Source organism: Bifidobacterium favimelis (genome assembly GCF_037963085.1).
GTDB classification, from domain to species: domain Bacteria; phylum Actinomycetota; class Actinomycetes; order Actinomycetales; family Bifidobacteriaceae; genus Bombiscardovia; species Bombiscardovia favimelis.
This window is the reverse complement of the sequence record NZ_JBANDZ010000001.1, coordinates 434,769-455,896: the sequence shown is the minus strand read 5'-3', so window position 1 is coordinate 455,896 and position 21,128 is coordinate 434,769. Positions and strand designations below refer to the sequence as shown.

Annotated in this window: 28 protein-coding genes and 1 tRNA gene; 5 read left to right on the top strand and 24 right to left on the bottom strand. The window is 64.5% G+C overall.

Annotation, left to right across the window (positions count from 1 at the left end; translation table 11 throughout):
* Positions 1-11 precede the first annotated feature (11 nt).
* From rpsH to V6584_RS01665, 20 genes are all read right to left on the bottom strand, one after another.
* Positions 12-410, bottom strand: a complete 399-nt coding sequence (gene rpsH, locus V6584_RS01760) for a 30S ribosomal protein S8 (protein WP_340468721.1) — start codon at positions 408-410, stop codon at positions 12-14.
* 80 nt (positions 411-490) lie between these two features.
* On the bottom strand, positions 491-676 hold the full coding sequence (locus tag V6584_RS01755) for a type Z 30S ribosomal protein S14 (RefSeq protein ID WP_340468720.1): 186 nt from the start codon (positions 674-676) through the stop codon (positions 491-493).
* 1 nt (position 677) lies between these two features.
* A complete protein-coding gene (gene rplE / locus V6584_RS01750; protein WP_340468719.1) occupies positions 678-1,253 on the bottom strand; it encodes a 50S ribosomal protein L5 in 576 nt (191 codons plus the stop codon).
* Positions 1,250-1,585: a 50S ribosomal protein L24 gene (gene rplX / locus V6584_RS01745; protein ID WP_340468718.1), complete on the bottom strand. Its 336-nt coding sequence runs from the start codon at positions 1,583-1,585 to the stop codon at positions 1,250-1,252. The genes rplE and rplX overlap by 4 nt, the downstream gene beginning before the upstream one ends.
* 2 nt (positions 1,586-1,587) lie before the next feature.
* A complete protein-coding gene (rplN, locus tag V6584_RS01740) occupies positions 1,588-1,956 on the bottom strand; it encodes a 50S ribosomal protein L14 (RefSeq protein WP_033490657.1) in 369 nt (122 codons plus the stop codon).
* A gap of 78 nt (positions 1,957-2,034) precedes the next feature.
* Positions 2,035-2,301, bottom strand: coding sequence for a 30S ribosomal protein S17 (gene rpsQ / locus V6584_RS01735; RefSeq protein ID WP_340468717.1), 267 nt, complete (start codon positions 2,299-2,301; stop codon positions 2,035-2,037).
* Between the two features lie 2 nt (positions 2,302-2,303).
* Complete coding sequence (gene rpmC, locus V6584_RS01730) at positions 2,304-2,567, bottom strand: 50S ribosomal protein L29 (RefSeq protein WP_340468716.1); 264 nt, start codon at positions 2,565-2,567, stop codon at positions 2,304-2,306.
* Complete coding sequence (gene rplP / locus V6584_RS01725; RefSeq protein ID WP_340468715.1) at positions 2,567-2,986, bottom strand: 50S ribosomal protein L16; 420 nt, start codon at positions 2,984-2,986, stop codon at positions 2,567-2,569. The genes rpmC and rplP overlap by 1 nt, the downstream gene beginning before the upstream one ends.
* A 3-nt stretch (positions 2,987-2,989) precedes the next feature.
* Positions 2,990-3,841: a 30S ribosomal protein S3 gene (rpsC, locus tag V6584_RS01720; protein ID WP_340468714.1), complete on the bottom strand. Its 852-nt coding sequence runs from the start codon at positions 3,839-3,841 to the stop codon at positions 2,990-2,992.
* Positions 3,841-4,200 (bottom strand): 50S ribosomal protein L22, encoded by a 360-nt coding sequence (rplV, locus tag V6584_RS01715; protein WP_340468713.1) that lies wholly within the window; start codon positions 4,198-4,200, stop codon positions 3,841-3,843. Before rplV ends, rpsC begins: the two co-directional genes overlap by 1 nt.
* A gap of 21 nt (positions 4,201-4,221) precedes the next feature.
* On the bottom strand, positions 4,222-4,500 hold the full coding sequence (rpsS, locus tag V6584_RS01710; protein WP_033490666.1) for a 30S ribosomal protein S19: 279 nt from the start codon (positions 4,498-4,500) through the stop codon (positions 4,222-4,224).
* A gap of 15 nt (positions 4,501-4,515) precedes the next feature.
* Positions 4,516-5,346, bottom strand: a complete 831-nt coding sequence (gene rplB, locus V6584_RS01705; protein WP_340468712.1) for a 50S ribosomal protein L2 — start codon at positions 5,344-5,346, stop codon at positions 4,516-4,518.
* 35 nt (positions 5,347-5,381) lie between these two features.
* Complete coding sequence (gene rplW, locus V6584_RS01700; RefSeq protein ID WP_340468711.1) at positions 5,382-5,684, bottom strand: 50S ribosomal protein L23; 303 nt, start codon at positions 5,682-5,684, stop codon at positions 5,382-5,384.
* A 5-nt stretch (positions 5,685-5,689) separates the two neighbouring features.
* Complete coding sequence (gene rplD, locus V6584_RS01695) at positions 5,690-6,364, bottom strand: 50S ribosomal protein L4 (protein ID WP_340468710.1); 675 nt, start codon at positions 6,362-6,364, stop codon at positions 5,690-5,692.
* 4 nt (positions 6,365-6,368) lie between these two features.
* Complete coding sequence (gene rplC, locus V6584_RS01690; RefSeq protein ID WP_340468709.1) at positions 6,369-7,022, bottom strand: 50S ribosomal protein L3; 654 nt, start codon at positions 7,020-7,022, stop codon at positions 6,369-6,371.
* Positions 7,023-7,038: 16 nt separating this feature from the next.
* The gene (gene rpsJ / locus V6584_RS01685; protein ID WP_006295278.1) at positions 7,039-7,347 is read right to left on the bottom strand and encodes a 30S ribosomal protein S10; all 309 of its coding nucleotides are present in this window, start codon (positions 7,345-7,347) and stop codon (positions 7,039-7,041) included.
* 266 nt (positions 7,348-7,613) lie between these two features.
* Complete coding sequence (gene adhE / locus V6584_RS01680; protein WP_340468708.1) at positions 7,614-10,463, bottom strand: bifunctional acetaldehyde-CoA/alcohol dehydrogenase; 2,850 nt, start codon at positions 10,461-10,463, stop codon at positions 7,614-7,616.
* 417 nt (positions 10,464-10,880) lie between these two features.
* On the bottom strand, positions 10,881-11,372 hold the full coding sequence (gene rpsI / locus V6584_RS01675) for a 30S ribosomal protein S9 (protein ID WP_340468707.1): 492 nt from the start codon (positions 11,370-11,372) through the stop codon (positions 10,881-10,883).
* A gap of 21 nt (positions 11,373-11,393) precedes the next feature.
* A complete protein-coding gene (rplM, locus tag V6584_RS01670; RefSeq protein WP_340468706.1) occupies positions 11,394-11,843 on the bottom strand; it encodes a 50S ribosomal protein L13 in 450 nt (149 codons plus the stop codon).
* 283 nt (positions 11,844-12,126) lie between these two features.
* On the bottom strand, positions 12,127-12,831 hold the full coding sequence (locus V6584_RS01665; RefSeq protein WP_340468705.1) for an AbrB family transcriptional regulator: 705 nt from the start codon (positions 12,829-12,831) through the stop codon (positions 12,127-12,129).
* 155 nt (positions 12,832-12,986) lie between these two features.
* Here V6584_RS01665 and V6584_RS01660 point away from each other — a divergent pair, with 155 nt between their 5' ends.
* The 3 genes from V6584_RS01660 (at position 12,987) to V6584_RS01650 (ending at position 14,433) form a co-directional block, all read left to right on the top strand.
* Positions 12,987-13,619, top strand: coding sequence for an IMPACT family protein (locus V6584_RS01660; RefSeq protein ID WP_340468704.1), 633 nt, complete (start codon positions 12,987-12,989; stop codon positions 13,617-13,619).
* A gap of 319 nt (positions 13,620-13,938) precedes the next feature.
* Positions 13,939-14,241, top strand: a complete 303-nt coding sequence (locus V6584_RS01655; RefSeq protein ID WP_340469695.1) for a UDP-N-acetylglucosamine 2-epimerase — start codon at positions 13,939-13,941, stop codon at positions 14,239-14,241.
* A gap of 66 nt (positions 14,242-14,307) precedes the next feature.
* Positions 14,308-14,433, top strand: a complete 126-nt coding sequence (locus tag V6584_RS01650; protein ID WP_340468703.1) for a hypothetical protein — start codon at positions 14,308-14,310, stop codon at positions 14,431-14,433.
* A 95-nt stretch (positions 14,434-14,528) separates the two neighbouring features.
* Here V6584_RS01650 and V6584_RS01645 read toward each other — a convergent pair.
* Positions 14,529-14,615: transfer RNA gene (locus V6584_RS01645), tRNA-Ser, on the bottom strand.
* Positions 14,616-14,882: 267 nt separating this feature from the next.
* Between V6584_RS01645 and dinB the strand changes: the two genes are divergently transcribed.
* Entirely contained in the window at positions 14,883-16,154 is a 1,272-nt protein-coding gene (gene dinB, locus V6584_RS01640) for a DNA polymerase IV (protein WP_340468702.1), read from the top strand.
* Between the two features lie 44 nt (positions 16,155-16,198).
* On the opposite strand, the gene fdxA is transcribed toward dinB, so the two are convergent.
* The 3 genes from fdxA to V6584_RS01625 all read right to left on the bottom strand — a co-directional run bounded on the left by fdxA (position 16,199) and on the right by V6584_RS01625 (position 19,473).
* Entirely contained in the window at positions 16,199-16,516 is a 318-nt protein-coding gene (gene fdxA, locus V6584_RS01635; RefSeq protein ID WP_340468701.1) for a ferredoxin, read from the bottom strand.
* Positions 16,517-16,566: 50 nt separating this feature from the next.
* Complete coding sequence (locus V6584_RS01630; RefSeq protein ID WP_340468700.1) at positions 16,567-18,096, bottom strand: APC family permease; 1,530 nt, start codon at positions 18,094-18,096, stop codon at positions 16,567-16,569.
* Positions 18,097-18,177: 81 nt separating this feature from the next.
* Positions 18,178-19,473, bottom strand: a complete 1,296-nt coding sequence (locus V6584_RS01625) for an FAD-binding protein (RefSeq protein WP_340469694.1) — start codon at positions 19,471-19,473, stop codon at positions 18,178-18,180.
* A 159-nt stretch (positions 19,474-19,632) separates the two neighbouring features.
* Here V6584_RS01625 and V6584_RS01620 point away from each other — a divergent pair, with 159 nt between their 5' ends.
* Positions 19,633-21,003 (top strand): O-acetylhomoserine aminocarboxypropyltransferase/cysteine synthase family protein, encoded by a 1,371-nt coding sequence (locus tag V6584_RS01620; RefSeq protein WP_340468699.1) that lies wholly within the window; start codon positions 19,633-19,635, stop codon positions 21,001-21,003.
* Positions 21,004-21,128: the final 125 nt, after the last annotated feature.

The following is a 21,128-nucleotide window of genomic DNA, read 5'->3' as shown; positions in this document are numbered from 1 at the left end:
GCTCTCCTTTCTCACCACACGTAGGCGACTATTTCGCCGCCGATGCCCCTGTCGAGGCATTCCTTCTGAGTCATCAGGCCCGAGCTGGTCGAGATGATGGCGATGCCGAGACCGCCCAAGGGCATGGGCAGGGAGTCCGACTTGGCGTAGCGGCGCAGGCCGGGCTTCGAGACACGCTTGATGCCCTGGATGCTCTGCTCTCCCTGGGGGCCGTACTTGAGCGTGATCTCGAGATCCTGCCCTACGCGCGCCTCCTTGGCCTTGTAGTCGGAGATGTAACCCTCGCGCTTGAGGATCTGGGCGATGTTCGCCTTGAATTTTGAGTACGGCATATCCACGGTCTCGTGTTTCGCCGCACTCGCGTTGCGCAGACGGGTCAGCATGTCTGCGATGGGATCTGTCATTGTCATGTGGGCTTATGCCCTTCCTCGCCGTGGTTTCCGCCGCCCGGCAGTCTCCTGTCCGGGCCGCGGACCTTCAGCGTCGATGTTTACCAACTGGACTTCGTAACTCCGGGCAGCTCGCCACGGTGGGCCTTCTCGCGAAGGCAGATGCGGCACAGGCCGAACTTGCGATAGACGGAATGGGGACGACCGCAGACCTGGCAGCGCGAATATCCACGCACCTTGAACTTCGGCTTGCGTGCCGCCTTGTTTCTCAGAGCGGTTTTTGCCATATCAGTTCTCCTTGAAGGGGAAGCCCAGCTGCTTGAGCAGCGCCCGGGCCTCCTGATCGTTCTTGGTGGAGGTCACCAGGGTGATGTCCATGCCACGCTGGTGATCGATCGAATCCGGATCGATCTCGTGGAACATGGACTGTTCCGTGAGACCGAAGTTGTAGTTCCCCTGACCGTCGAACTGGTTCCCGCTCAGGCCGCGGAAGTCGCGGATCCTGGGAAGGGCCAGGGTCAGCAGACGATCCAGGAACTCCCACATGCGCACACCGCGCAGGGTCACGTAGGCGCCGATGGCCTGGCCCTCGCGCAGGTGGAACTGGGCCACGGACTTCTTGGCCTTGGTCACCTTGGGCTTCTGGCCGGTGATGGCGGACAGGTCACGCACCGCGCCCTCGATCAGCTTGGAGTCGCGGGCCGCTGCACCGACACCCATGGAGACCACGATCTTCTCGACCCTGGGCACCTGCATGGGGTTGGAGAACTTGAACTCCTTCTCCAGCTCGGGCACGATCTGCTCTTCGTACTGCTGCTTCAAACGGGGGACTGCCGGTGCTTCAACGGTTGTTGTATCGCTCATGACAGCTCCTTGCCTGACTGCTTGGCGAAGCGGACGCGGACGGTCTTGACCTTGCCGTCGCGGGCCTCTTCCTTGATGTGGACACCGATGCGGGTCGGCTTCTTGGTCTCGGGGTCGATCACCATCACGTTGGAGCGGTGGATCGGAGCCTCGGTCGGGACGATGCCCGACTCCTGACCCTGCTGGGTGGCCTTGACGTGCTTCTTGACGATCTGCACGCCTTCCACGATCAGGCGGTCGTTCGGCAGGATCCTGAGGACCTTGCCCTCCTTGCCGCGATCCTTGCCGCGGATGACCTTGACCTGGTCGCCTGTCTTGATCTTGGCTACCATACTCAGATCACCTCCGGTGCGAGGGACACGATCTTCATGAAGCGCTTGTCGCGCAACTCACGACCGACCGGTCCGAAGATACGGGTGCCGCGGGGTTCCCGGCCGTTGCCGAGGATGACGGCGGCGTTCTCGTCGAACTTGATGTAGGAGCCGTCGGGACGACGGTGCTCCTTGACTGTGCGGACGACGACCGCCTTGACGACCTCGCCCTTCTTGACCGACCCGCCGGGGATGGCATCCTTGACGGTGGCGACGATCACATCGCCTATGCCGGCATAGCGTCGCTTCGACCCGCCGAGCACTCGGATGGCAAGGATTTCCTTGGCACCCGTGTTGTCAGCGACGTGAAGCCGCGATTCCTGCTGAATCATTGATTCTCCTTAGCCGCGCTGGTCCTCCACGTGCACCATGCCCTGGGGCAGATCACACGCGGAGCCTGGCCGAACTTGTTACTTGGCGCGCTCGACGATGGAGTCGAGACGCCAGCGCTTGGTCTTGCTCAGAGGCCGGGTCTCCATGATACTCACGAGGTCGCCGATGTGCGCTTCGTTCTTCTCATCATGGGCCTTGACCTTGCGGTTGCTGCGGACGACCTTGCCGTACAGGGGGTGGGTCGAACGCTGCTCCAGTTCGACGGTGATCGTCTTGTCCATGCCGTCGGACACGACGTACCCGCGACGAACCTTGCGGAAGTTACGCTCCTGCTTGTCAGCCATGCTCACTTCTCCTCAGCTTCACTCTTGGCCTGAGCGGCTTCCGGCGCCTGGCTGATGCCCAGCTCTCGCTCGCGCAGGACCGTGTACATCCTGGCGATGTCGTGCTTGACTGCCTTCAGGCGGGAGGTGTTCTCAAGCTGACCGGTGGCGGACTGGAAGCGCAGGTTGAAGAGCTCCTCCTTGGACTTCTTGAGGAAGTCCTCGATCTCCGCGTCGGTCTTCTCGTTCAGATTCTTGATTGAATATTCGGCTGTTCCGACTGACATCAGATGTCACCGCCTTCGCGTGCGATAATCCTGCACTTCATGGGGAGCTTGTCGATCGCCCGGCGGAGTGCCTCATGGGCCACATCCTCGCTCACGCCGCCGATCTCGAACAGGACGCGCCCCGGGTGGATGTTGGCGATCCAGAACTCGGGCGCACCCTTGCCGGAACCCATTCGGGAACCCAGGGCGTGCTTGGTCAGGGGCCGGTCAGGGAAGACGGTGATCCACACACGACCGCCACGCTTGATGTAACGGGTCATGGCGATACGTGCCGCTTCGATCTGACGGTTGGTCAGGTAGGCGGGAGCAAGGGCCTGGATGCCGTAATCGCCGAAAGCGATCTCGTTGCCGCCCTTGGACATGCCCGAACGTCCCGGACGATGCTGCTTGCGGTATTTAGTCCTCTTTGGGATAAGCACAGCTCACTCCTTTGCTTCCGTTGCGATCGGCGCAGCCTCGGTCTGCTCCTCCACCTGCGCCGGAGGGGTGCTCACACCGGCCTCCTGCGGGGCCTGGTCGCGCTGGGCGGGACGACCCTCGGAGGGGCGGGCGCCACGGCGGGGGCGGCGGTCACGGTCGCCACGGCGGCCTGGCCGGTTGCTGCCCTGCTGGGCCTGCTGCTCGTCGAACTCGCGCTCGGTCATGTCACCCTTGTAGATCCAGACCTTCACGCCGATGCGGCCGTAAGTGGTCCTGGCCTCGAAGAAGCCATAATCTATCAGGGCGCGCAGGGTCTGCAGGGGGACACGGCCTTCACGGTAGAACTCGGACCGGCTCATCTCGGCCCCACCCAGGCGGCCGGAGAGCTTGATCCTGATGCCCTTGGCGCCTGCACGCATGGCATCCTGCTGGGCCTTGCGCATGGCACGGCGGAAGGTGACGCGGTTGGTCAGCTGCTCCGCTATGCCCTGGGCCACCAGCTGGGCGTCGATGGCTGCGTTCTTGACCTCGAAGATGTTCAGCTGGACCTGCTTGCCGGTGATCTTCTCCAGCTTTGCGCGCACACGCTCGGCCTCGGCCCCGCGGCGGCCGATGACGATGCCCGGCCGGGCGGTGTGGATGTCGACGCGGACGCGGTCGCGGGTGCGCTCGATCACGATCTTGGACACGCCTGCGCGTTCCAGATCCTTGTTCATCTCCTTGCGGATCTTGTCGTCCTCAAGCACGAAGTCGCGGTAACGCTCCCCCGGCTTGTTGGAGTCGGAGTACCACTTGCTGCGGTGCTCCTCGGTGATGCCGAGTCGGTACCCAAACGGGTTGATCTTCTGCCCCATTATCGGGCTCCTTCCTTGTCGGCCACCACGACGGTGATGTGGCTGGTCCGCTTGTTGATGCGGGCAGCCCGCCCCTGGGCACGAGCGCGGAAACGCTTGAGGGTGACTCCCTCGTCCACGTAGGTCTCACGAACCACGAGGTCGTTCTCGCGGAAAGGCTCATTGGCCTTGTCCGCCTTGACGCGCGCGTTGGCGATGGCGCTCTCCAGGACCTTGCGGACCGGGATGGCCGCGTCCTGGGGGGCGAACTTCAGAATGGTCACGGCCTCGGTCGCCTGCTTGCCTCGGATGAGGTTGACGACGCGGCGAGCCTTGCGTGGCGTCACGCGGACGTGACGTGCAATTGCCTTAGCTTCCATGTGTCTCTACTCTTCCTCGCCTCAGCGGCGTGCTTTCTTGTCGTCCTTCACGTGGCCCTTGAAGGTGCGCGTGGGGGCGAACTCACCGAGCTTGTGACCGACCATGGCTTCGGTGACGAACACGGGCACATGCTTGCGGCCGTCATGGACGGCGAAGGTGTGACCTATGAAGTCAGGGGTGATCATCGAACGGCGCGACCAGGTCTTGATGACGTTCTTCGTGCCCTTCTCGTTCTGCTCGTCGACTTTCTTCTGCAAGTGGGCGTCGACGAATGGGCCCTTCTTGATGCTACGAGTCATCTTTTCGGCACTCCCTTACTTGCGGTTCTTACCATTTGGACGGCGACGCACGATCATCTTGTTCGAAGCCTTCTTCGGACGGCGGGTGCGGACCTCTCCCTTGCCCCACGGCGACACGGGCGGCTTGCCGCCACGAGTACGGCCGCCATGCGGGTGGTCGACCGGGTTCATGGACTCACCACGGGTGATGGGCCTTCGACCCAGCCAGCGGGCACGTCCTGCCTTGCCCAGCTCGATGTTGGCGTGGTCGGAGTTGCCGACCTCACCCACGGTCGCGCGGCAACGGGCATCGACGTTCCTGATTTCGCCTGAGGGCATGCGCAGCTGGGCGTAAGCCCCGTCCTTGGCGACAAGCTGGACGGCCGCACCTGCGGAGCGGGCGATCTTGGCCCCGCCCAACGGGCGGAGCTCGATGGCGTGGACGATGGTGCCGGTCGGGATGTTGCGCAGGGGCAGGTTGTTGCCGGGCTTGATGTCGGCCTGGGCGCCCGTCTCGATCACATCGCCCTGCTTGATTCCCTGGGGGGCGATGATATAGCGCTTCTCGCCGTCCGCGAAGTGCAGGAGGGCGATCCGGGCCGAACGGTTGGGATCGTATTCGATCTCTGCGACCTTGGCGGGCACGCCGTCCTTGTCCCACCGACGGAAGTCGATGAGGCGGTACTGGCGCTTGTGGCCACCGCCGCGGTGGCGGCTGGTCACACGGCCGTATGAATTGCGGCCGCCTGTCTTGCTGAGCTTGCGGACCAGCGACTTCTCGGGCTTGGAACGCGTGATTTCGGAGAAGTCCGAAACCGAGGCGTTGCGGCGGCCCGCAGACGTCGGCTTGTATGTACGGATAGCCATAATGTAGTTCTTCCTTAACTTTTCTCGGCTAGCCTTCAGTGATTGGTACCGAAGACATCGATCGACTGGCCCTCAGCCACCGTGACGATGGCGCGCTTTTCGCTGCTGCGCTGGCCGTAGCCCGAGCGCGTGCGCGTCCGCTTGCCCTGGCGGTTCAGGGTGTTGACCGATGTGACCCTCACCTTGAATATCTTCTCGATGGCCTGCTTGATGGCCACCTTGTTGGCACCCGGGTCCACCACGAAGGTGTACTGGCCGCGGTCGGCGTTGGCGTAGCTCTTCTCGGAGACCACGGGCCTCAGAATGATGTCGTGCACGGGCTTGTTGATAGCTGCCATGTGAATCAGGCCTCCTTCGCGGTCTCGGATTCGGAGCCGGTCTTGGCGGCCAGGAAGGCGTCGAAGCCGTCCTTGCTGAAGACGACATCCTCGGCCGTGACCACGTCGTAAGTGTTGAGCTGATCCGCGAAGAGGACATGCACGGTGGGCAGGTTCCTCACGGACAGCCACTCGTTCACGTTCTCACGGGAGAGCACGACCGTGGTGAAGCGGTTCTCGACCACGGGCATGAGGGCTGCTCCGGCCGACTTGGTCGAAGGCTTGTCGCCGATGCCGAAGTCGATCACGTGGATGCGTCCGGCGTTGGCCCTGTCGGACAGGACGTAGCGCAGTGCAGCGGCCTTCATCTTCTTGGGGGTCCGCTGGGAGTAGTCACGCGGGACCGGCCCGTGGACGACTGCGCCACCGGTCCACTGCGGGGCGCGGATGGAGCCCTGACGTGCACGGCCGGTGCCCTTCTGCTTCCAAGGCTTGCGCCCGCCGCCGGAAATCGTGGAGCGGGTCTTGACCGCATGCGTTCCCTGACGGGCCGCGGCCAGCTGGGCCACGACCACCTGGTGGATCATGGGGACGTGGGCCCTCACGCTCTCCTCGTCAATGCCGAAGATGTCCTCGGGGGCTTCGACCGAACCGGCCGCGGCGCCCTTGGCATCCGTGATGTTCAGAGTCATGTTGGCCATGGTTTCAGGCTCCCTTCACTGCGGAACGGACCAGGACGATGGCGCCTTTGGGCCCGGGCAGGGCCCCCTTGATGGCGATGATGCCCTTGTCCGCGTCAGCGGACACGATGGTCAGGTTCTCCACCGTGGAGGTGTCGTGGCCCATGCGGCCGGCCATCCGCTTACCCTTGAGGATGCGGCTGGGGGTCGCGCATGCGCCCACTGAACCGGGGCGGCGCTCGTTCTTGTGAGAACCGTGCGTACGACGGTAGGACTTGAAGCCCCACCGCTTGATGGTGCCGGCGAAGCCCTTGCCCTTGGTGGTGCCGGTGACGTCGACCGCGCTGCCCTCGGGCAGGAGGTCGATGCCCAGCTCCTGGCCGGGCTGGTAGTCGGTCGCATCAGAGGTGCGGACCTCGACCAGGTGGCGACGGGGGGTCACACCGGCCTTGGCGAAGTGGCCGGCCAGAGGCTTGGTCACCTTGGTGGGGTCGATCTGGCCGTAGCCGATCTGGATGGCCTTGTAGCCGTCGCTCTCTTCGGACTTGACTGCGGTCACCACGTTGGTGGACACGTCCACCAGGGTGACCGGGACGAAGAAGCCGCTCTCGTCCCAGACCTGGGACATTCCCAGCTTGCGACCCAGGAGAGCCTTGCGGGTCCTCTCTTGTTCAGCCATACGGTTTCCTCCTCCCTTACAGCTTGATTTCGATGTTGACGTCCGCCGGCAGATCGATGTGCATCAGGGAGTCCACGGCCTTGGGCGTGGGATCCACGATGTCGATGAGGCGCTTGTGGGTGCGCATCTCGAAGTGCTCGCGGGAGTCCTTGTACTTGTGAGGAGAACGGATGACGACATACACGTTCTTCTCAGTCGGCAGCGGAACGGGGCCAACCACTGTTGCGCCCGCGTTCGTCACCGTCTCGACGATTTTCTTCGCCGATTGGTCGATGACCTCATGGTCATAGGACTTTAGCCTGATACGGATTTTCTGTCCCGCCATTGCCGTCCGCCCTTTCTAGCGATGAGTTAACTGGTTACCAGCCTGCCGCAGGGCATTGGACGGCGCAATCCGCGGAGGTCATCCGCGGATCGGAACCGCATCAATGCACAGCCATCCGGGACCCCAGTGGGGTGGGTCCCGTGCTGCGCCCGCTATTTTGAATTACAAAGTGCGAGCCCAAAACAGGCAACTTTCTTATTAAACCACGAACCGCCCCCTGGATTAATCCGGGCGTGTCGCAGTCGGTCAGCCCCACTGAGCCGGCCTCAGACCCTCTGCGAGGCCTCCTCGGTGGCCTTCTCCCCCTCGCGCTCTACGCGCAGGGCGTGACCCCTCTCCTGAGGGACCCCGTAGTAGGCCGCGATGGCTATGTCCTTCATATCCTCTATCTGAGGAATCCGGGGGTTGGCCGGGGTGCACTGGTCCTCGTAGGCCCTCATGCCGATTTCGTCCAGGATGCTCCAGAAGTAGTCCTCGTCCACCCCGGCAGCCTGGAAGGAGGGATCCATGCCCAGCTTCCGGTCACGGTAGTCCTCCACGGCACCGGCCAGGAGCTCCACCCCCTCTTCCGGGGTGGAGGCCTCGATGCCCAGTACATGGGCCAGCTCCTGGTAGCGCTCGGCCGCCACGTACTCGCTGTACTTGGGCCAGGAGGTGGGCTCCTGGGGAATCTGGCCGTTGTAGCGGATCACATAGGGCAGGAGGATGGAGTTGGTCCGCCCATGGGCGATGTGGCAGAGGGCTCCGATGGTATGGGCCATCCCATGGCACATGCCCAGGAAGGCCGACCCGAAGGCCATGCCCGCCATGGTGGCGGCGTTGTGCATCTTCTCCTGGGCACGGGTCCTGGACCGGCCGGCCGGTCCGTTGACCGAAATCTCGAGGTTGTCCCAGATGAGCTTGGCGGCCCTCAGGGCCATGGCATCCGTGAAGTCGTTGGCGTACACGGAGACGAAGGCCTCCATTGAGTGGGTCAGGGCGTCGAAGCCGGAGTCGCAGGCCAGCCGCTGGGGCTGGGTCCGGGCCAGGACGGGGTCGACGATGGCCACGCTGGGGGTCAGGGCGTAGTCCGTGATCGGGTACTTGTAGCCGGTCTGATGGTCGGTGATGACCGCGAAGGGGGTCACTTCGGACCCGGTCCCCGACGAGGTCGGGATGCAGACCAGCTTGGCCTTGGTGCCCAGCGGGGGGATCTTGAAGGCTCGCTTGCGGATGTCGAAGAACTTCTCCCTCACATCGGAAAAGGAGATCTCCGGGTGCTCATAGAGGAGCCACATGATCTTGGCGGCATCCATGGGGCTGCCCCCGCCCACGGCGATGATGGTGTCGGGACCGAACTCGTCCCGCATCATCCTGGCCCCCCTCTCCACGGTCTCCACGCTGGGCTCGGGCTCCACGTAATCGATGATGCGGAAGGTGACGGGCTCGGGGCGGGAACGCAGCTGGTCGATGATCTTGTCCACCACACCAAGTTGTTCCATCACCTTGTCGCAGACGATGACGGCCCTGCGGATGCCGAACATGTCGCGCAGATAGCGCACTGCATTGGGCTCGAAGTAGGTCTTGGGGGGCACCTTGAACCATTGCATGTTGTTGTTCCTCCGGGCTATGCGCTTGACGTTGATCAGGTTCACGGCCTGAACGTTGCCGGAGACCGAATTGCCCCCGTAGGAGCCGCAACCGAGGGTGAGGGAGGGGGCGATGGAATTGTAGATGTCGCCGATACCTCCCAGGGAGCTGGGCTGATTCCAGATGATCCGGCAGGCATGCATGCGCAGGCCGTACTCCCGCACCAGGTCTTGGTCGTCCGTATGGATGGCGGCGGTGTGCCCGGCCCCGTGCTTGAGCATGAGCTCGCACATGTGGAAGCCCTCCTCCTTCCCTTCCGCCTTGAGGACCGCCTGGACCGGGGCCAGCTTCTCCATGGTGAGGGGCTCCATCTCACCGACCTCACGACACTCTGCGGCCAGGATGGTCGCATCCTCGGGGATTTCGAATCCGGCTTCATGGGCTATGAACTGTGGGGACTTCCCGGGGACCACCGAGTTGAGCTTGGGTGCCGGAGCCTCAGGCCCCGCGTAGGCCGTGACCCCGAACATGTAGCGCTCCAGCTTGGCCTTCTCGTCGGCGTTCACGAAGTAGGCCTTGCGCCGCTTCATCTCGGCGACGACCCTGTCGTAGACGTCCTTGTGGGCGATGATGGCCTGTTCGGTGGCGCAGATCATGCCGTAGTCGAAGTGCTTGGAGAGGATCAGGTCGTTGACGGCCCTCTTTACATTGACCTGCTTGTCCACGTAGGCCGGGGCGTTGCCGGCCCCCACGCCCAGGGCCGGCTTGCCGGAGGAATAGGCGGCCTTGACCATGCCGGGGCCGCCCGTGGCCAGGATGGTGGCCACGCCGGGGTGCTTCATCAACTGGCCCGTGGCCTCGATTGACGGATGCTCGATCCACTGGATGCAGTCGCGTGGGGCACCGGCCTCGATAGCGGCGTCACGCACGATCTTTGCGGCGGCCACCGAGCACTCCTGGGCGAAGGGGTGGAAGCCGAAGACGATTGGGCACCTGGTCTTCAAGGCGATCAGGGACTTGAAGATGGCCGTGGAGGTGGGGTTGGTCACCGGGGTGACGCCGGCCACGACGCCCACCGGCTCGGCCACCTCGACGATCCCGTCCACGTCGTCCTCACGGATCACGCCGACGGTGCGTTGCTTGGCCAGGTGGTTGGTCACATGCTCGCAGGCGAAGATGTTCTTGGTCGCCTTGTCCTCGACCAGGCCGCGCCCGGTCTCCTCGACGGCCATCTTGGCCAGGACCAGGTGCTTGTTGAGGGCTGCGATGGAGGCCTTGGCCACGATGCGGTCGACCTGCTCCTGGTCGAGTTCCTCGAATCTGGCCAGGGCCACCTGGGCCTTGGCCACCAGACGATCCACCTCCTCGGCGGCCTGGGATGGGGCCTTCTGGGCCTGCGAACCCTCTGCGGCATCGGCCTTCCGGCCGGCCTTGGCGGCAGTCCCCCCTCCTGCAGGGGCCTGCCCCCTGTCCGGGCCCTCCCCCTTCTCCTGGGCCGGTGTCTCGTCCTGTGCGACGGTCTTGTCAGCTGTCTTCTTGATCTTCAACTTGCTCCCCGCTTCATTCCTGTGGGATTACATACGCGATTGCCCTGCCAGGGGATGGGATCCCTCTGCCGCGCGACCGGCGCTGCCGGCCCGGACCGGACCGGCGCGATGGCCGGGCACATCTGGCGGGCGGTCACCCTGCGGACTGCCGGGAAAGTGACCAACATCACAATGTACTGGTAGGGAGGTACCTGAACGCCACGCCGACGGTGGAAGTGCAGTCAACCGGCGTGTCATGTGCACAAGCGTGCCTTCCACGTGCGTTTGGAACCCAGACATGTCACATTCGGCGTGCACTTGAGAAGTCAGTCACACTGGGGCGCAGGAGGGGGCCAGAGATGGGTGGGCAAGGACGGCCTCAACGACAAGGTCCCCGTCCTCCTTCCGGAGGGCGGGGACCTTGAATGAAATAAGGGGTCAGCGCTTCGAGAACTGCGGGGCGCGACGGGCCTTGTGCAGACCGGCCTTCTTGCGCTCCACGACACGGGCGTCGCGGGTCAGGAAGCCTGCCTTCTTCAGCGCCGGACGGTTGGCGTCCCGGTCGATGGCGTTCAGGGCCCGGGCCACGCCAAGGCGGATGGCGCCGGCCTGGCCGGTCACACCGCCGCCCTCGACGCGGACGACGACGTCGAACTTGTTCTCCAGCTTGAGCAGGACGATGGGCGAGTTGACCTCGCGCTGGTGCAGCCTGCTGGGGAAGTACTCGCTCAGGTCGTGACCGTTGATGCTCCACTTGCCGCTGCCCGGAATCAGACGGACGCGGGCCACGGCCTCCTTGCGGCGGCCGGTGCCGTAGCCGGGCTCGATTGCCGAGGTCCCGGTGCCGGCGCCGGAGTTGGTCTCCGACGTGTAGGAAGCCGCAGTCTCTTCGGCTTCGAGGACTGCGGAGCTGTTGTTGTTTTCAGCCATGATGTTCTATCTCCTTCGGTCCTACTTGGCCTGCTGCGAAATCCGTCCGACCTCGAAGGGGACGGGCTTCTGTGGGGTGTGGGGGTGCTCCTCGCCGGCGAATACGCGCAGGCGGGTCAGCTGGGTCCTGGACAGGCGGTTCTTGGGGAGCATGCCCTTGACGGCCGTGTAGATGATGCGCTCGGGATTGTTCTTGAGCAGCTCGCCATAGGAATCACGACGCAGGCCGCCGGGACGGCCGGAGTGGGTGTAGAGCACCTTGTCGGTCTTGTCGCCGGTCAGGGCGATCTTGGCCGCGTTGATGACTACCACATAGTTGCCGGAGTCGGCGTGGGGTGCGAAAGTCGGCTTGTTCTTGCCGCGCAGGAGGTCTGCGACCTGAGAGGCGAGACGGCCCAGCACCATGTCGCTGGCATCGACGATGTACCAGTCATGTGTCAGATCGGCTGGTTTCGGGGCGAAAGTTTTCACGATTCAACCTTTTCCTTGCATTGTGTTTCAGACTTCCCGGCGCCTGTCTGCAACGGGCGGCGAAGAGCCTTATTTTCCGTGGGCTCCCTGAAAGTCCTAGACGGCGAGTGGGAAAAGCGCTTTGAGGACCCCTTAGGGAAACACAACAATCCATGATTATAACGCCTCTGGGCGTTTCGTCAAAACTCCCGGGGAAACCGGAGGCGACACAGGCCGCGGAACCAACGGTTCCGGCCGCGCGCAGGGGGGTCGGCGCGGCCGGCGGGGTGCCAGGGGAAGGACCTCACCTGCCGGATGCGGCACGGGCCACCTCGCCGCTGGGATCCGTCCGAAGCCGGTCGAGGATGGCAGGGTCCGTGTTGGGGTTCAGAGCCACGGCACGTCTGACCATGGAGGCCAGCACGGCTGGAGCGTCCGGTTCCCGATCCACTCCCAACTCGGACAGGAAGGCCAGGGTGACCCTGTCGGTCCGTGGGTCTTCGGCCCCCTCCAGACGCATCTTCCAGGAGGTCATCGGGTTGACCAGGGCGGCCGCCCTGACCGAGGGGTCGGGGTCCTTGGTCAACAGGCCGACCAGCCAGTTCTTGTCGGCGGTATTGGCGGCCACGGCCCTGCGGACGGCCGGTTCCACATCCTGTGAGAGTTTGACCAGGATGTTCGGGAAGGGCATGGTCCCGGCAAGGAAGACCCTGTCGTCGACGGGGGTGTGGGCGTTCCCGGCCACAGCCTCCAGGAGGGCCGTGAACCTGGAGAAGGCGGCCTGGTCGGACCTGTCCGGCAGGGGGTGCCTGGCGAACTCATGCAACTCCTCCTCGTCGGTCGAATGACGCAGGCGCTCGTAAGAGACCGTCAGGGCCTCATGCCCTTCCTCTCCCCCGGGCGCGGAATGGGCCGTATCCTCCCGATCGGGCCCGGAATGGGCCCCATCCCGGGCGCCTCCGTTCCCATCCGCCTGGATCTTCCCGTCAGCCACCTGCTCCTGTCTCATGTAGGCCAGCATAAATCGAGACTCTGATTTCCGCTCCATCCTGTGCAGTGGACCCTCTGCGGCCTGTACCTGGTCGGTGCACCTTTGTATACGGCCTTTTGATACGGTCGAACCCGGAATGTCCGCGCAGGGCATCCCGGACGGAAGGAGGAGCCGTGCGCACGATCGTAGAGGGGCCTGACCGCCCGGCGGAGTCCTCCTTCACCGAGAAGAAGTCGGAGTTCATCGCCCAGGCCTGCCACATCGAGGGGGCGGACCAGGCGGCCGCCTTCGTCGAGGGGGTCCGACTGACACACCCCAAAGCCAGACACGTGTGCCACTGCGCCGTCTGGGGTCTGCCGGGCAGGCTCAACGAGAGGATGGCCGACGACGGCGAGCCCTCCGGGACGGCGGGCAAGCCCATCCTGGAGGTTCTCAGGCGGCGTGGTCTTACGGACTGCGTGGTGACGGTCACTCGATACTTCGGCGGGATACTCCTTGGGTCGGGAGGGCTGATCCGGGCATACTCGACCGCAGCCTCACAGGCCCTGGACAGGGCGCACACGGCCGACCTGGTCGACTGCCGCAGGTTCAGGATCGAACTGCCATATGCCGACCATCAACCCTTCAGACGTCTCCTCGCCTCCTGCCAGGGAAGGCTCACCGATGAGACCTTCACCGACCATGTGACCCTGATCTACGACCTCCCTCTCAGTAATCTCGACGCCTTCGAATCCAGACTCTCCGACCTCGTGCAGGGAAGGGCGGCGAAGACGGATATGGGGCCCTCATCCATCCTGTCCGCCTGAACGACCCTGGTCCCTCCCCTCCCTCGGCCTGCATCAAAACGGTTCCCCCCGTCAGCCATCATCGGTCTGTCAATAATCCGCTTTTACTGATTGAACAGCGATAATCAGTTCGGGGAACACATATTTTCTTCCGAAAACAGAATGTGCCGGATGGCATCTGGCATGAAACGGGGAGGACCGGAGCCCCATCCGCAGACCGCCCCCGATGGACGACTCCGCCGCGGTCGGTGAACGGCAAGGACAAGAATGAACAGGGTGTTATGCATCGTCGGCACCAGACCGGAAGCCATCAAGATGGCCCCCCGGGTCAAGGACCTGGATAGGGGGAGAATACCGGCGGACACTGCTGTCTACCGGACAGCACGGCCAACTGACGAACGATGCCCCGAGAAACTTCTCCCTGAGACCAGATCGCTCGATGCACATCATGAGGCCCGTCCAGAGTCTGAACCCTGTCATGGCGGCCGCCATGACGGGCATGGACGAGGTCCTGGTCAGCGAAAGACCGGACTGGGTGGCCCCGGGGAGACGCCACGACCACCCTGGCAGGAGCCCTGTCCGCCTTCGACAGGGGAATCCGGCGGTCCACATGGAGGCGGGCCTGAAGACGGGCGACCAGTAACCCTGCGTACTGGCTCAAGGAGCACCGCACCTGCGCTACATGCCCGAGCGGGGCATCCCCACGCTGATGGCAGACTTCATGGCCTTCCAGTCGGTCAACCTGGTACTGGGGCCGGCCGTCGCACCGGTGTCCCTGGTCGGACTTGCCCTGGGACGCACCTCCTGGTCAAAGACCGCCCACACCGGCGGGTGAACGGGAAGGGCAATGGGCCAGGTCACCGCGACACAGGGAGGGCGGCATAAGAAAACGGTGGCTGCGGACGATTCCGCGACCACCGTCATATCCGGCGGAGACGAGGAGATTCGAACTCCTGGACCGCTTGCGCAGTCAACACCTTAGCAGGGTGCCCCTTTCGGCCACTCAGGCACGTCTCCGGCATCATCCAGGTAACAGAGGGTCCAAAGGACCCCATGAATGACAAGAACCGAGTTTAGCATCAGCCCCTGTACGAATCGCCGTTTCAGCATGTCACCCACGGGAGGCAGCGGGGGGCGAAGTGGATGGCGCCGGCCATCGGACCCCGGTCCACCTCGGGCAGGGCTCCGATTCCACGACCGGGCCCGGGAGCCGGAGGGCTCGGGCTTTCACGTTCTCAGCTCAAAGCAGCCGGCCGCCGGGACGTCACCGATTACTATGGCGACATGAGCACTGCACCGAGACTTGCAGCCGCGAAGCGCGACTGGGGACATGACGAAACGGGATGCACGGTGCTCCATATCGACATGGATGCCTTCTATGCCTCCTGCGAGATCGCCCGCCACCCAGAACTCAAGGGACGTCCGGTGATCATCGGCACAGGCGAGCGCGCGGTGGTCAGCGCGGCCAGCTATGAGGCCCGACCGTACGGGGTCAACTCGGCCATGCCCGTGGCCCGGGCCCGTCGCCTCTGCCCGCAGGGGGTCTTTCTCCCCGTGGATATGGCCTACTACCGGGAGGTGTCGCGCCAGATCTTCCACCAGGTGTTCTCACGGGTGACCGACCAGATCGAACAGGTGTCGGTGGACGAATGCTTCATGGACGTCTCCGGGGCCCTGATGAGGTGGGGCATGCCAACATCCATAGCCTCCTGGATCCGCCGTGAGGTGGCGACCAGATTCGCCCTGACCTGCTCCGTGGGCATAGCCTCCGACAAACTGGTGGCCAAGATGGCCTCCACCAATGCAAAACCCAACGGGATGCTGCTCATACCAAGGAGCAGCCAGGCCGACTTCGTGCAACTCATGCCCCTGCGGGGGATCCCGGGCATCGGCCCGGCGCTGGAGAAGCGGCTGAACGCCTGGGCCATACGCAACGTGCGGGAACTGGCCGAGCTCAGCGAACACGACCTGGTCAGGGCCACCGGATCGGCGATCACGGCCCACATGCTCTACCTGGCGGCCAGGGGGATGGACGAGAGCAAGGTCAGGCCCAGGCCGCCGGAGAAGTCCATCGGGGCGGAGCGGACCTTCCTCAAGGACACCACCGAGATGCGGGTGGTCTCCAACCTTCTGAGGACCTGCAGCGACGAGGTGGCGACGGCCCTGCGCGCCCACGACCTGATGGCCCGGACAGTCACGGTCAAGCTGCGTTTCAGCGATTTGAGGTACATGACCAAGGCGCACACCCTGGAGACCCCCATCAACTCGGCCAGCAGCATATACCCCCAGGCGGCACGCCTTTTGAGGTCCATGTTGGGCCTGCCGGAAGACACCCCCGTGGATTCCATCCTGCCCACCCAGATCAGGCTGGCCGGGGTGAGCGTCTCGGGGCTGAGCAAGGCGGAAGACACCCCGATACAGCCCTCCCTGGAGGACATTCTCAAGGAATCCTCCACGCAGGGCCCGCAGGGCGGCAAGGGGATGGAGGATGCGGAACGGACCCTGGACTCGATCCGGGACCGTTATGGCAAGGGATCGGTGACCCTGGGCATGTGAGGGGGGCCGGCCCCGGTCCGGGCCCGGCCCCCCTCAGGACCTGTTCACTTCTGCGCTGGCAGGGCACTCACCTGCTCGGGGTCGTGGCCGTAGGCCCCGACGGCGGCTGCTCCGCCCGCATCACCCACCTCGGCGAAGAAGTCGGTTGCGGCATCCTTGTACCAGGTCCACTCCTCCGGAAGATCGTCCTCGTAGAAGATGGCCTCCACCGGGCAAACCGGCTCGCAGGCACCGCAGTCCACGCACTCGTTGGGGTTGATGTAGAGGGAACGCTTGCCCTCATAGATGCAGTCCACCGGACATTCGTCCACGCAGGCCTTGTCCTTGACATCCACGCAGGGCTGGGCGATGACATACGTCATGGGTGAAACCTCCTGTCGACTGAAGACAGTCTATGCCCCGAGGGCGACGCTCATTCGTCTCCAAGAGCCTGTCTGGTGGCGCTGGAAACCTCCTCCGTCAACTCGTGACGACCCAGGCGGGAGTGTCCATAGGAGTATCCGAAATAGATGGCGAACCCGACAGCCAGCCAGATGGCGAACCGGATCCAGGTGAGGACCGTCAGGTTGAGCATGAGCCAGAGGCAGGCCAGGGCGATCAGGACGGGGACCCAGGGGTTGCCGGGGATCTTGAAGGGGCGGGGGAGGTCGGGCCGACGGCGCCGCATGACGGGGACGGATATGGCGACCAGGAAGAAGGCCGACAGGGTGCCGATGTTGACCAGGTCGGACAGGACATCGATGTCGAAGGAGCAGGCCACCAGGGCCACGATGATCCCGGCGATCACCTGGATGCGGGCCGGCGTGCCATGTCTGCCGGTCTTGGACAGGGAGCGGGGCAGGAGGCCGTCCCGGCTCATGGAGAAGATGGTCCGGGTCAGCCCCAGGAGGAGGACCATGACCACGGTGGTCAGGCCTATGACGATGCCGAAGGAGATGATCTTGGCCGCCCAGGAGGCCCCGACCATCTCGAAGCCGGTGGCCAGGGAGGGGTTCTTGGCCTTGGCCAGGTCCTTGTAGGAGACCATGCCGGTGGTGACTATGGCGACCAGGACATAGAGGACGACCACGATGGCCATGCCCAGTCCGATGCCGCGGGGGATGGTCTTGTGGGGCTCCTTGGCCTCCTCCGAGGTGGTGGCGACAACGTCGAAGCCCACGAAGGCGAAGAAGACAAGGGCGGCCCCGGACAGGATGCCCGGCACCCCGTAGATGGTGGGCTCCATCCCCGAAATCCACTGCCAGAGGGGCTGGCCCATCACGCCGGAGACGGTGGCCCCGGGCACGTCGGCCGCCGGCTCGCTGGGCGGGATGAAGGGGTGGTAGTTGTCCGTCTTGATGTAGAAGAAGCCGACCACGATGACGAAGAGGACGATGCCGATCTTGAGGACGGTCAGAGCCCCGTCGAAGCGGGCCGAGATCTTGGTGCCCAGGACCAGGAGGGCGGTGAAGAGGCTGACGACCACCAGGGGGGCCAGATCCACCTTGAAACCGCCAAACCGTATGGAGGTGGTGAACCCCGTCCCACCCATCAGGTGGACGAAGTCGTTCAGGTAGACCCCCCAGTACTTGGAGATGACCGATGCCGCCATGAGCATCTCGAGGATCATGTCCCAGCCGATGATCCAGGCCACCACCTCACCCAGGGAGGTGTAGGTGAAGGTGTAGGCCGAGCCCGAGACGGGGATGGCGGAGGCGAACTCCGCATAACACATGACGGCAGCCGCGCAGATGAGACCGGCCAGCATGAAGCTGATGATGACGGCGGGTCCCGCATGGAAGGCGGCGGCCTGGGCTCCGACCGAGAAGATGCCGGCCCCGACGGCCACGGCCACACCCATGATCGCCAGGTCCCACGTGGTCAGGGTCCGTTTGAGCGAACGGCCCTCCTCACCGGTCTCGGCCAGGGTCTCCTCGACCGATTTCTTCCTGAATAGCTCCATGCTGTTTCCCGCCTCGTGTGATTATTCTTACAAATCGAACACTATAAGGCATGGGGCGGTCCATGAAGCCGGCAGAGGGGGTCAGGAGAGGTCGATGCCGGGGGTGACGGGCTCCGGGACCAGGTGGATGCCGAAGGTGGACTCCACACCCGACTGTATGGTCCTGGCCAGGGCCGCCAGGTCGCTGGCGGTGGCCCCTCCCCTGTTGGTCAGGGCCAGGGTGTGGACGGTCGACAGGGAGGCAGGTGCCCCGGCGGCCAACCGGTAGCCCTTGTGGAAGCCTGCATGGTCGATCAGCCAGGCGGCGGAGACCTTGACTCTTCCCTCCCCTGCCTGGGGGTCACTGGGATCGCGTGGAGCCGGGAATCTGGGGGCTTCGTCCGGCAGGGCTGCCGCCGTCTGCCTGTCCACCAGGGGGTTGGTGAAGAAGCTGCCGCAGCTGTGCCGGTTGAGCAGGAGGTCCTCCCGGGCCGTGTGATCTGCCGGGTCGGCCGGCTCGACTTGATCCTCGGGCGGGGTGGCCATGAGGTCAGACGCATCGTCCAGGGCCTCGGAAAGTTCGCTGGCCCTCCGGCAACCGGCCATCCAGGGGTTTGCGTAGCGGCGTGGGTCTTCCAGCATGCACTTGGCGGCGCGGATGGACAGGACCGCCCTGCGTATGGCATCTATGTCCATGACCGCTCCCGGTTGCGCGCCCAGGGCCCCTGCCAGCTGGTCGGACACGACCGGGGCGGACCTGCGGTGGACCAGGGCCAGGGTGACAGAGAGGACCACGTAGCGGGGGGTGGGGAAGAAGGTCCCGTCAGGGACGGCCGGAGACCTGTACATGGTCCTCTTCAGCAGGGAGGTGCGGTATCCGAAGTCCAGCCGGTCGGCCCGGAGGTAGTCTGTCACCTTGAGCTGGCGGTCCCAGACCTCGATGGTGTCCACCACCTGCCCCACCTCACACCCGTAAGCGCCGATGTTCTGGACCACACTGGCCCCCACGGTCCCGGGGATGCCGGAGAGGGCCTCGATCCCGCTCAATCCGATCCGGACGCAGAAGGAGACCAGGTCGTCCCAGTTGGTCCCGGCCGTGGCGTTGACGTGGACGCGGTCGGCCCCGCTGCTGACCGGGGTGGCCTCGTCGGGCAGGGATATATCCTGACGGGTGTCGCGGACTACGATTCCGGAAAAGTCCACATCGGTGGGCATGAGGTTGGCCCCTCCCCCGATCACGGCCAGGGGGAGCCTCTTGGAGTCCGCCTCCTCCACCGCCTCGATCAGTCCCACCCGGCTGGTGGGCCGGATGAAGGCCTCGATCCGCCCCCCTACACCCATGGTGGTCAGGTCGGCGAAGGTCAGGGCTTTCGAATCATGTGAAAGGGCAACAGACATGACAATCACTGTATCATCGTCCCCTCTCCGCCCCTCCGCACAGGCCCCGATAAGGACCCATAAACAAAACCTATGGGTCCAGCGTTGCCAAACGAACCGCAGGCAGGTTGGATGGAGGGTGGCGGGGTCCACGAGGGACAAGCACAGGAGGAGAGGGACATGGGTGAGGGTTTCGGGACCAGGGCGGTTCACGACGGCTATGACTGTAGGGAGAACGGATATGCGGCCTCGGTCCCCATCTATCAGACCTCGGCCTTCGACATGGTGGACGCGGACCGGGGCGATGGCCTGGCCGCCGGCACCCTGGATGGTTTTTCATACTCACGTCTGGCGAACCCGACGGTCAAGGTCCTGGAGGACAGGCTGGCCAGCCTGGAACACGGGCGGGGGGCCGTGGCCGTGGCCTCGGGGATGGCGGCGGTCTCCTTCGCCCTCATGTGCGCCGCCGAAAAGGGCGGCCGGCTGATTTCCTCCAGCAGCCTGTACGGCACCTCGGTGGATGCCATGGAGACCTTCTTCCCCAACTTCGGCATCCATACCGATTTTGTGGATGATATCAACGATTTGGATGCGGTGGAGGCACTGATCGACGACCGGACCCGGGCCATCTTCGCCGAGTCCGTAGCCAACCCCTCGACCGCAGTCACCGACATACCGGGACTGGCCCGCCTGGCCCACCGACACGGGGTGGCCCTGATCATCGACAACACGGTCCCGACCCCCTACCTGCTGAACCCCATCGACTTCGGGGCCGACATCGTGGTCCACTCCACCACCAAGGGGATAAACGGACATGGAAACGCGATGGGGGGAGTGATCGTCGACGGCGGCCGCTTCGACTGGGGCAACGGCCGCTACCCGCAGATGACCCAACCCGAACTGGTGATCAGCGACGAACGCCACGGATCGATGGTCAGCTTCCTGGATGCCTTCGGCGACCTGGCCTTCCTCCACCGGGTGCACACCAAGTACCTGCACACCTTCGGGGCCGTCATGAGCCCCTTCAACGCCTACCTCCAACTGAACGGATTGGAGACGCTGGCGCAGAGGGTCCCCGTCCAGGTGGCCACGGCCCGCCGTCTGGCCGACCACCTGTCCACCCTCCCCCAGGTGACCCAGGTGAACTACTCGGGCCTCCTGGCCGGCCAGGTGCCGGCAGGGCGGGGAACAGGGAACGAACAGGGTGGAGAAGGAGGCGGGGTCCCTGCCCCCGATGACCGGCAGGCCCACCTGGTCAACACCCTCCTGCCCAAGGGGGTCGGCCCCATCCTTTCCTTCAGGGTCGAGGGGGGATACGAGCGCGTGAAGAGGATCGTCGACGGGGTCCGTCTGATCTCCTACATGCCCAACATCGGGGACTGCAGGACCCTGATCGTGGACCCGGCCAGGATAACCCACCGCGAGGTCCCCGCCGTCTACAGGCGGGCCGCAGGCGTGGACGACGACCTTTTGAGGATTTCCGCAGGCCTCGAGGAGGCGGACGACCTGATCGCAGACCTGGACCAGGCCATCGCGGCCGCTTACGCCTGACGGCCCCCGACCCTAACACGGGCCCGTCCCGCCTGACGGCAGGGTTGCGCGATCACAGCGGATCCTGCCCGCCATGCGGATATATAAAAAGGGGCCCGTCCTCACGGGTCCCTCACGAACTGCGA